The organism is Moorena bouillonii PNG, from assembly GCF_001942495.1.
Taxonomy (GTDB): domain Bacteria; phylum Cyanobacteriota; class Cyanobacteriia; order Cyanobacteriales; family Coleofasciculaceae; genus Moorena; species Moorena bouillonii.
The window spans coordinates 3,927,831-3,938,664 of record NZ_MKZS01000001.1; the positions used below are offsets into that span (position 1 = coordinate 3,927,831).

Sequence of the window (10,834 nt, forward strand, 5' to 3'; positions counted from 1 at the left end):
AGCAAAGATATTGCGGAGCAAGCGTGGTTTAGCAGCCAATTCTGGGCGTTTGCTTCACGATTTTGCCACAAAAATTTGCTAGCATCAAGTACACTCGCGAACCCTAGGGGACGATTTGGCAGAAGGCCGTTGAGTAGTCCAGCCTCAATTGTTCCTAGACTTGCTCTGTGGATGGAGAAATACGAGTGAATATAAACGAAGATCCCGTATTCAAAGCACTTCTGAGTTCACTGAACACAAATCCAGGCTTTGACTTTACTAAGCACCAGATTCCAGCTCAAAAGTGTCTCAAACTTGAATCACTAGATACTAAGCAATCCTCTCTACAGCCGGAGCTGCTCTATGCTGCTCTAGAGGAACTCTCTACGGGTCTTGAGGAACTCAGCGAGAAGTATGAGGCTTTGCAAGCGGCTTACGCTGTGTTACAAGCACAGCAAAAACACTACCATAATTTGTTTGAATTGGCTCCGGAGGGTTACCTGGTAACCAATGCTCAAGGAATTATCCAAGAAGCAAACTATGCAGCGGCTAGTCTACTCAACGTACAGCAGTATTATCTGGTCGGTAAACCGCTGATGAGCTTTATCAGTGAAGCTGAGTCTAATCGCTTCGAGCACCAACTCCACGAGCTCCAGGAATTGCAACAGCTCAAGGACTGGCAAGTGGTGTTGTGTCCACGGCAAGGTAAACCTGTAGCGGTTGATATGTCTGTATCTGTCTGTTGTGACTCTCAAGGCAATGTGGTTAGTATCCAGTGGCTGATACTTAATGTCACTGGGTTCTAGAACTGCTAAAAAAACTTGAAGTCAAAGACATCAGGGCTCTACAATGCAGTTTGATCATTACCGTTTCTCTGGAATTGAGCAAACCCCTGACTAAGATCATCAATTAACTACCACAGATGGCTGATTCTAGCTATTCCGATCTTTTTCGATAATCAATTAACTTCCCTTAGCCTCTATGCACCGATTAGTGTGGCGGGAATCGGGAATCGGGAATCGGGAATCGGGAATGGGGAAAAAATACTGTGTACCTGATAGGTATGAAAAACCCTGTAACTATCAGACAAATTCTGTTTCAAAACTTAACTTTTCATCTTATAGCAGCATTTCAATTACTTCTCGCAAATTTTCCTTTAATTCGTCTAAGGTTTCTCCCTGAGAATGTGCGCCTTTAAATCCTGGAATATAACCAACGTAGAGATTGGTATCCAAATCTCGCTCAACAATTGCAGTAAATGTTTTCATGAAATTATATTTTTTAAATTTAATAATATCTTATAGCGGTTTGCGACTTTTCAAGTAGCGTGAGCTTTTAGCTGACGGCTGTTCGCGTAGCGTGGCCAAAGGCCTTCGGCTGACGGCTGACGGCTGTTCGCGCTACGTCATAGCCCCTTACCGCCAGTCACCGATTATAACAAAGGGTGCCCATAAATAGGGATGTTTGTAGTTATGGTCTTTCAAGATACTTAACTGAGCAAGGCGCAGGGCTTCAGCTTTGGTAACGTTCCGTTGAGTGAATTCTTGGTAAAACTGAACCATAACCACAGCAGTGGCTTCGTCGTTAACAAACACCAGAGGGCCGATGATACTGCGTACTCTAGATCTTAGGGCTAATCCCGCTAATCCAAAAGGTGTTTGATTATTCCCTTTAGCACCTTCACAACTACTGAGAACAAGTAATTCAATCGGGTCGAATTTTTCCTGTTCTCTTGAACCCAGTAACTCATCAAATTCCTTGGCTGTAATTTTTTTGTCCCAAGCCAATATAAATGTATCTTCTGAAGAAAACTCTCCATTGGTTGCCAAGTGAACTACAGGGAAGGAAGAGGAGTTAAGTGCGTTTTCTAGGGCTGTAGTAGTGAAGCTCTGATTGAGTAGGACTGAATTCGGTATCATTGAGCTAATTTGTTCTACCTCCTTCTTAACACCGGGTAAGCCTCCATAGTTTTGGTGTGCTTCAGAACCTTCATTCATCTCAGAAAGTCCAGCAATCAAAGCTTTTAAAGGTCTTTGTTTCTGGGGCTGAGGCTCTAGTATCTGTAAAGCAGGGGTGACAGCAATGGCATATTTTTCTACTAAATACTGCTCACCATCGTAGAGAACTGCCATGGAAATATTTCTTAGCCCACTATTTGGCACAAATACGAGAGTCTTGATGCTGCTTTTAGCTAATTCAGTTTCTGCTGGTTTAATAAGCCATTCGTAAACTTTATTCCCAGAAGATTTCACAGAGCGCACTGGCGTCCGTAATACTCGTTGCATCTCCCTAAGCGTTTGCTCAACTTCTTTTGCAGATAAGGGTGTTGAGTAGCGGTGCAATGGTTGACCGGGCAAGTGAAGAATTACTTCCAAGCAGTCGTCCAAAATAATAGGATAGATGACTGCTGCTTGGGAATCAATCTGGTCAATTTGGATTAGATTAGGATTCAAAGGAACTATCTCACGGAAGTTATTGAGTTGAGTCAAATGGAGCGATTCAATAACCTGACGGACTTTTATCAGAGTTTGCTGGTTAGAGCCAGTTTCTTGACAATCCAAAAGTGACCCGATAAACTCCTGATAAACACTCTCTACAATCTCTCCAAAATAAACCTTTATAGCTGGATTTATGCTGCTTAAATCACTACCTAACGATTGGATAGTATCAAAAGCTTTGGCGTAAGCATACGATGCTCTTTGAGTATCTCCTTGAGCTGCCAGCAAACGACCTTTGGTAGTTAAAGCTTGGGCAAAAATGATTGAGTAATCTAGAGAGTTTCTCTTATCTGCATTTGCTAATCGTTTCAAACTCTCTGAAACTGCATTCATTGCCTGATAAAACTGTTCAAGTTGCTGATAGGCAACTGAAATATTGCTCAGCAGCATGGCTTGTCTTAGTTCATAGTCTTGAATCTCAAAGGATAGAGCTGCTTGTTTCCAGGCTCTTTCTGCCTCAGAGTCCTGATCTGCTCTGTGAAGTTCTCCACCTAGCTCAGATAGCTGCGAGACATTTTGAATTTCTTGCTTTGCCTGGTCACGTTCTCTCTTGGCAGAATTAAGTTCCTGATAAGCTTGCTGGAGTCTTTGTTCAGCATCTCGTTGCTTTTGAGCGATTTGCTCCTCTATCTGCTTTTTCTCACTTGCTGCCAGAAACTGCTGATCCTGATAACTTAAATTCTTACCCTTGGCCCAAGCTTGAGCATTCTTTAGAGTTTGACCCCGCAACAATAGTGACTGATCCTGACAATCCGAGGCCACCCAAGCCCTAAAGGCTTCCGAATAGGGACGTAACTGGGCTAATTCTTGGTTAATCCAGTCCTGATTAAAGACTTCACGGTAGATCGGGTTATAAACTTTAAGAACTGGAGAGGTTCCAAGTCTGTGCTTGACCACTAACCCAGATAACTGTAACTTCCCCTCTTCAAAACTGTTATTAGCAACAACTTCCCCCTGCTGCCACACCTGCTGATACAATTCCAACAAATAGGCAGCCCGTTGCTCATTACAAAGAATGCGATCGCGTATGGTCTTCAAGTGTTCTGGTTCATCGGTAGCTTCCCAGTTCTCTATAAAATGCGATCGCACTAACCTCTCAATCCACTCCTTCTCCCTCTCCCCCCTTGTTAAGGGAGGTTGGGAGGGATCCAAACTTGTTAAAGGCTTCTCAATCGATTCCTTCTCCATCTCCCCCCTTGTTAAGGGGGGTTGGGGGGGATCCAAACTTGTCAAGGGCTTCTCAATCCATGCTTTCTCCTTCTCCCCCCTTGTTAAGGGGGGTTGGGGGGGATCGAAACTTGTTAAGGGGGGTTGGGGGGGATCCCAACACCCAGAACTCACCACCAACTGACAAAGCTTTTGAGTAAGAAACGGTTGTCCTCCTGTCCACTTTACTATCTCCTGGATCACAGCCTGGGGGTTGCTGACATTTCCCTCCAATCCCCTGACTAACGGCTCAACTTCATGGAGTTGAAAGCCATGTAACTCAACAGCTCGGCCAATATTAAACGGGGTGCGGTCTTTATCTGCTATTAAATCCCCCGGTGTCGCCACCCCCAACAGCACAAAACTGATCCGATTATAGGCAGAATTTTCTGCCCGTTTGTTATAACAGGCTCGAATTAGGGCAAAAAAGTCATCTTTAAACGCTAGTTGCAGAACGCTATCAATTTCATCAATAAAAATAACAATCCTTTCCGCAATTTGGATCAGTAATACCTCTTCGATAAACTCCCGAAAAAGCTGTACTGGGGGAATATCTTTGTGCTCATTGAGCCAGCTGCGAAATGATAATTTCTCTTGTAGACCGAATCGGTTAATCAGGGTTTTGGTTAAGCCGCCATACCATTTCTCTGGGGTAACCTGTTGGGTTCCTAATTCCGTAATATCAATGGATGCACAAGCCACCCCCTGGTTTTGCAGCCGTTTCATGGTTCGCACTCTCAGGGAAGACTTCCCCATCTGGCGGGAATTCAAGACATAGCAAAACTCTCCAGCCAGCAACTGCTGATAAAGTTCCCCATCAGCGGTACGCACCACATAAGTAGTAGCATCCGGTGGTAGGCATCCCCCAACCTGATAGGCTCCTGTACTCATAGCAGTTCCCCGAGGTGGTCTCTAAAATACTGTCGATATAAATTACAACTGAGCCTGACCTGATTGCCCTGCTTTTTCACTAGCCCCATGCTGTACAACTTATAGGCTGCTATCAAGTCCAGATGCACAGGAGCGTTAGCATCAATCACCTGTAACAGTGCTTTGGCCAAGTCTGGGTGTGGTTGCAGCATCCGCCACAGATGTCGGAGGTGGTTAGCGTAGATGCCAGCATCTGTAGGAGCGGCTTGCAACAGTTGCGCCAGGGAGTCATTACCATGGATTTGGCAGTGAGATAAGGCTTGCTGTACCAGATCAGGATGACCTCCCACCATCTCCATCAGTTGCTCCACAAGGGATTCACTCCAATCCTGTCCATGTTGTCGGGCTAATTCCTGGACTTGTTCGGGGGTAAATTCTGGCAATTCAATGGGCACTCCCACATTAAACGGGGATTCATTAATATTGAGGGGGATATAAACATCTGTGGAATGGACAACTACCAACCGCAACCGTTTCCAGACCTGTTCCACTTTCCCCCGTTCGTGCCACGCCCTCAGCAATCCCAAAAATTCCGAAGCTACCTCAGGGTAGGGAAAAACTCGGTCTACTTCATCTAGACATAAAACCACGGGAGCGCCAGCTTCAGGCAGAAGATAGTTCTCAAAGTATTCGGTACAATCCACTTTAGCGGTGGAAAAGTCTTCATCCCAATAGTCGCTTAACCGATTCGGAATCTTCAAGGTTTGGCCAACACTGATACAAAACCACTTGAACAATCGATCGACATCGGTTAAGTCATTGGTATGGGCTAAGTGAAAATTTACATACGCCTTTCGGTAGCCCTTCTCGGCAAGCTGATCCAACATTCTCACCATCAGCAATGTCTTCCCCATCAGCCTAGGGGCTTTAATCCTGACCAAGGCACCGGGACCTAAAAGGGCTTGATAACAAGACTGTTCAATGGGAGGACGTTGAACATAAATCAATGAAGATTCTTCTTCAGGGCAGTGTGTGATCACTACTTCTGAGTTTATTGTTCCATGGGCTGACGTATCATTAGTATTTTCGTCAAAGAATGCTATGGCGTTCCAGTCTTGCCCCAGTTTTTCACTAATTTCTTTGAAATTCAGGTTATCTACAGGTCTGCCATTGAGATAATTATTGACGGTTGATAGAGATATCAATAACTCGTCAGCTAGGTCTTTCTGGCGAGGGAAACCGTTGCGTTGAACGGCTAGTTTGACCTGGTCAATATACTCTGGGCGAACTCTCAGTGAGCGTGGCATGGTCTAGGTGAGATGAGCTACTCAAACTATAACGCTCTTTCCTAGTGACTTAGCCCAACTCAGGTACAACTCAGGCATAACTCACCTTTTATCCTACGGCAAATTCTGTCAACTTACGTGCATTGGGGTCATGATAACCGATGACAATTTCTGACTTAGGTACTCCTAATTCTACGAGCTCATTGGCTACACCCACCTCAGTACCATCATGTTGAATCCAGATTTTTCCTCCTTTAATATCAATATGGATCAACGAACCACAAACTCGGCGGTCACCTTCCCAGCCAACTGTTACTAGTAAGTAATGATCATCGTTGTGGTCAAAAACTGTAAATTGTTCAATCTCACCATAAGAAGGTACAAACTGTTTATGTCGATCTAAAACCTGCTGAATCCATTGCCGATACTGGTTCAATCGTTCCACTGTACAACTACCTCCTCGTCTGGGTCAAAAACTACTAGTTTTACCTTGTACTCTTTTACGCTTAACTGTCCTAGCTCCTCAAGAAAAAAGTTGCGATATACTTTACTCGGTACGGCTAGAAAAAGTACTCTACCTGGCTCTTTTACCTTTAAAACAACGCGATAATTCAGAAATTGTCCGAGTGCCGTGTGAAATTCTGAGGTAGTAGAAGTTGCTAAAAAACTCTTGACCTCTACAGCAATTCGCCTCTGATCTTTTTGAGCAGCAATTAAACGTTCTGCTCCTAAGTCTACCTCAAGACGACCAGATGATAGTTCTAGAACTAGAGGGTCATGAGTAATAGTCCAACCGTCCTTGTTGAGAGCTGTTTTGACTACTTCATGGTAAAAGTCCTTAGCGGCCATAAAAGTGCATGATTATAAGAGGTTAGTAATTTTATATATAGCTAATGTTGGTGCTATATTATCGTAAATAAAAATGAGATTTTACCATATTATGCTCAGAAAATTTGGGGCTGATAAATGTCATTACTTAGCTCTCCACTTAATCCCTCGCTCAAAAAAAGTGGTACACTCTAAGTATACTAGCCAAACTATATTCAATTTTTATATTGACCAAAAATCAGAGGGCGTAAGCCCTCTTTGCTTGTGAGTTAGCCCAACTCAAGTACAACTCACGCATAACTCACTTCCGCCTGTTTCTCTATTCCCTGTTGCTAGCTTGCCTATTCCCGGTTCCCTTGGCTAATGCGATCGCATTGGCAATGGCCACGCCAGTTACTCCCCAAACCCAGACCCCACACCTGAGTCTGTTTCCCGATTCCCGATTCCCGATTCCCGATTCCCCAATTTGATAATTGTTTATTGTTACTTATAATAGTATTAATTAAAATAAATTTTTATAATATATCAAAAATTTGGATTCCAGGGGTTAAAACCGATTTAATATCGGAAATTATTGTCATAATTGCATAATTAATATGCTTTAATCCCATCAAGCCTAAATTTTTTGTATTAAAAAATACAAACAAAACCTCCATCCAAGGTAATTCTTAAATCGGTAAAGTTAATCGTCTCTTAAACTATCCCTTGATCAACAACTGATCAAAAAGGGCTCAAATGAGACTAAGTCAGGACAAACAACCATGACGGGATCGGCAGATGAGCAGAAGAACTACCATAATTTTGAAGCTGGTATTTCCTGATCTGTTATCTCTGTGTGCCATATTGTCATCAATTTGTCATAAATTAGTGACATACCTAAAAAGAGACGGTAGTCCTGTTGACTTTATCCAGAGGTGCGACCCGTGGCAAATTTAATAATTAGATGCGGAAAGCGCACCTATCAAAACCCTGATTGTGTGTGAGGAAACCCTGTGAACAGATCAAAAAATTTGTGGCTCTCTGTGCTAAAGTCGCCCACCTTGTTTGTTGGGGCAACTCTATTGATTTCATCCTCAGCAGTAGCAGCAACTGAGGAAGCTTTGCCAGAAGAGACAATCTCTCAAGAATCCGCTGTCAACCCTACCACTACAGTAGAAGCACTGACGGTAGAAGCACTCCCTGACGTCACCTCCCTAACTCAGTCCGTTCTTCCCTCTGATCTGCCATTAGTGGCTGATGCCTCTACTGGGGATACGGTGGAGCTCAGTAATTCTACTATCAATAATTCTATTATCAGTAATTCTACTATTGGTAATTCTGCTAGTGATTCAGTCACCTCATACGGTGACGAGGAAACTGCAGAGGATGACTTGATGGGACCGGTGACTGGTGTTTCTCAACTGAGTGGACAGACTGTAGAGGATGACTCTATGGAACAAGTCACTAATGTGTCTCAACTCAGAGACGTTTCCCCTGGAGATTGGGCTTATGAAGCATTACGCTCTTTGGTAGAACGCTACGGCTGTATTGCTGGTTATCCTAATGCTACCTTCCGAGGTAACCGAGCCTTGACTCGCTACGAATTTGCTGCTGGTTTGAATTCCTGTTTGAACCAGATTGAGCGTTTACTGGGGGGCGTTACTGGAGATTTTATCACCCGTGAGGACTTAGAAAGTCTACAACGGTTAGTACAGGAGTTTGAAACAGAACTGGCTACCCTAGGGGCACGAGTAGATAACCTAGAAGGACGAGTAGCCTTCTTAGAAGACCATCAGTTTTCCACTACCACTAAACTCAAGGGTGAGGTGATCTTTGCTCTAGCTGATGCCTTTGGAGGGGATGCTGATGATGTTCAGACTGTTTTTCATAACCGGACTCGTCTCAACTTCTTAACCAGCTTTACCGGTAAGGACATGCTCCAAACCCGTCTCCAGGCTGGGGATGCCCCAACCTTGATCACAGGGGCTGGTGGTGAACTGGCCGGAACTCAAGAAGGTCGCTTTACCTACGATGGACCAAGTGGTAATGACGTTATTATTGATATCTTGCGCTACCGCTTCCCCCTCGGGGATAAAGTAACGGTTCAACTGTTGGCTAACCGAGCACTGCATCACTATTACGCAGATACCGTCAACCCTTTCTTTGAAGGTCGTGCTGGTGGTTCTAATGCTATTACCCGTTTTGCTGAACGTAATCCCATCTATCGGATTGGGCCATTCGGTGCTGGGGCTGCTCTTGCCATCAAGCCGATCAAGGATGTTCGGATTGATTTAGGTTACATCTCCAACACCGCTAGCAATCCTCAAGAAGGCCAGGGTCTATTCAATGGCAACTTTTCTGCGATCGCTCAGTTGGTTTATGGTAGTGATTTCAAAGTTGGATTCACCTACATTCGGGGTTACGAAGATAATGCTGATGGACGACCCCGTTTAATTCTAGGGGGTACTGGCACGGCCCTGGCTAATCTCAATCCAGCAGCCTTGGGGAATGCTACCAGTTTAGGCACGGTTGACTTTGATAGTGCAAAAGTGGAAAGTAACTCTTTCGGTGTTCAGACCTCTTTGAGACTTACCCCCAACATCGTACTCAATGGCTGGGCAGGCTACACCGATGCTGAGTTGATTGGCTTGGGTGATGCGGAAATTTGGAACTTTGCTGCTGGTATCGCTTTCCCCGATTTGGGCAAAAAAGGTAATCTCGCCGGAATTTTTGGTGGTGCGGCACCAACCCTCAGAGGACTGGATTTAGATGATGGCAACAGTAACTTTGACAATGATTTTGCTTACCAGGTTTCAGCGTTCTATAAGTACAAACTCAACAACAACATCTCGGTCACTCCTGGTGTAGTTTGGCTTTTGAATCCTAACCAAAGTTCTGACAACGATGATGTGGTCATCGGTACCCTCAGAACTACTTTCACCTTTTAATTTTTAGGTTCGACGTCCGGCGCTCTATACATGGTTGGTGAGCGTCGGGATGAAAGCTCAGTAATGGATGTTTTGAGCAGGTTGTCAAAAACAAAAAAGCGCTCCCCAAAAAGAGAGCGCTTTTTTTTAACTTAGCAGATTAAGCCAAGTTGAGATTAACCGTTGATTGCTGGAGCAGTCAAAGCTACTGGAGTAGCTTCAGCCGCAGCTAGGTCTAGAGGGAAGTTGTGAGCGTTACGCTCGTGCATTACCTCGAAACCTAGGTTGGCGCGGTTTAGTACATCAGCCCAGGTGTTGATCACGTGACCTTGTGAGTCAATGATGCTCTGGTTGAAGTTGAAGCCATTCAGGTTAAATGCCATGGTGCTGATGCCCAGCGCAGTAAACCAGATGCCGATTACAGGCCATGCACCCAAGAAGAAGTGCAAGGAACGGCTGTTGTTGAAGGAAGCGTATTGGAAGATTAAACGACCGAAGTAGCCGTGAGCTGCAACGATGTTGTAAGTTTCTTCCTCTTGACCGAACTTGTAACCATAGTTCTGAGACTCAGTTTCAGTAGTCTCACGTACTAAGGAGGAGGTTACCAAAGAACCGTGCATTGCACTGAACAAAGAACCACCGAATACACCGGCTACACCTAGCATGTGGAAGGGGTGCATCAGGATGTTGTGCTCAGCTTGGAACACGAACATGAAGTTGAAGGTTCCGCTGATACCTAGAGGCATACCATCGGAGAAAGAACCTTGTCCGATTGGGTAGATCAGGAACACGGCGCTAGCAGCTGCAACCGGTGCGCTGTAAGCGACGCAGATCCAAGGACGCATACCTAAGCGGTAGCTCAGTTCCCACTCACGACCCATGTAGGCAAATACACCAATCAGGAAGTGGAACACTACCAACTGGTAAGGACCACCGTTGTAGAGCCACTCATCTAATGAAGCAGCTTCCCAGATTGGGTAGAAGTGTAAGCCAATGGCGTTAGAAGAAGGAACAACAGCACCAGAGATGATGTTGTTTCCGTACATCAGAGAACCAGCAACGGGCTCGCGGATACCATCGATGTCCACAGGAGGAGCAGCGATGAATGCAATGATGAAGCAGGTGGTAGCAGCTAGCAGGGTTGGGATCATTAATACACCAAACCAACCTACATAGAGGCGGTTGTTGGTAGAGGTGACCCAATTGCAGAACTGAGACCACACAGAGGTGTTGCTCTGCTGTAATACAGTAGTCATGTTCT

Annotated in this window: 10 protein-coding genes; 3 read left to right on the plus strand and 7 right to left on the minus strand. The window is 44.8% G+C overall.

Annotated elements, in window-relative coordinates:
• The first annotated feature begins 185 nt into the window (after window positions 1-185).
• A complete protein-coding gene (locus BJP37_RS16115; protein ID WP_158069610.1) occupies window positions 186-785 on the plus strand; it encodes a PAS domain-containing protein in 600 nt (199 codons plus the stop codon).
• A gap of 173 nt (window positions 786-958) precedes the next feature.
• Here BJP37_RS16115 and BJP37_RS43580 read toward each other — a convergent pair whose 3' ends face one another.
• The 6 genes from BJP37_RS43580 to BJP37_RS16140 all read right to left on the minus strand — a co-directional run bounded on the left by BJP37_RS43580 (window position 959) and on the right by BJP37_RS16140 (window position 6,688).
• The gene (locus BJP37_RS43580) at window positions 959-1,081 is read right to left on the minus strand and encodes a hypothetical protein (protein WP_269087007.1); all 123 of its coding nucleotides are present in this window, start codon (window positions 1,079-1,081) and stop codon (window positions 959-961) included.
• A gap of 16 nt (window positions 1,082-1,097) precedes the next feature.
• Entirely contained in the window at window positions 1,098-1,247 is a 150-nt protein-coding gene (locus BJP37_RS16120) for a type II toxin-antitoxin system HicB family antitoxin (protein ID WP_075900253.1), read from the minus strand.
• Between the two features lie 147 nt (window positions 1,248-1,394).
• Window positions 1,395-4,574, minus strand: a complete 3,180-nt coding sequence (locus tag BJP37_RS16125; protein WP_075900255.1) for a CHAT domain-containing protein — start codon at window positions 4,572-4,574, stop codon at window positions 1,395-1,397.
• The gene (locus BJP37_RS16130; protein ID WP_075900257.1) at window positions 4,571-5,860 is read right to left on the minus strand and encodes an AAA-like domain-containing protein; all 1,290 of its coding nucleotides are present in this window, start codon (window positions 5,858-5,860) and stop codon (window positions 4,571-4,573) included. Before BJP37_RS16130 ends, BJP37_RS16125 begins: the two co-directional genes overlap by 4 nt.
• An 88-nt stretch (window positions 5,861-5,948) precedes the next feature.
• The gene (locus tag BJP37_RS16135) at window positions 5,949-6,284 is read right to left on the minus strand and encodes a XisI protein (RefSeq protein WP_075900259.1); all 336 of its coding nucleotides are present in this window, start codon (window positions 6,282-6,284) and stop codon (window positions 5,949-5,951) included.
• Window positions 6,272-6,688, minus strand: a complete 417-nt coding sequence (locus tag BJP37_RS16140; RefSeq protein WP_075900261.1) for an element excision factor XisH family protein — start codon at window positions 6,686-6,688, stop codon at window positions 6,272-6,274. The genes BJP37_RS16135 and BJP37_RS16140 overlap by 13 nt, the downstream gene beginning before the upstream one ends.
• A 308-nt stretch (window positions 6,689-6,996) precedes the next feature.
• Here BJP37_RS16140 and BJP37_RS39310 point away from each other — a divergent pair, with 308 nt between their 5' ends.
• Both BJP37_RS39310 and BJP37_RS16145 read left to right on the plus strand, forming a co-directional pair.
• Window positions 6,997-7,137, plus strand: coding sequence for a hypothetical protein (locus tag BJP37_RS39310; protein WP_158069611.1), 141 nt, complete (start codon window positions 6,997-6,999; stop codon window positions 7,135-7,137).
• Window positions 7,138-7,659: 522 nt separating this feature from the next.
• On the plus strand, window positions 7,660-9,594 hold the full coding sequence (locus BJP37_RS16145) for an iron uptake porin (RefSeq protein WP_229415330.1): 1,935 nt from the start codon (window positions 7,660-7,662) through the stop codon (window positions 9,592-9,594).
• 155 nt (window positions 9,595-9,749) lie between these two features.
• Here BJP37_RS16145 and psbA read toward each other — a convergent pair whose 3' ends face one another.
• Entirely contained in the window at window positions 9,750-10,829 is a 1,080-nt protein-coding gene (gene psbA, locus BJP37_RS16150) for a photosystem II q(b) protein (protein WP_070393396.1), read from the minus strand.
• Window positions 10,830-10,834: the final 5 nt, after the last annotated feature.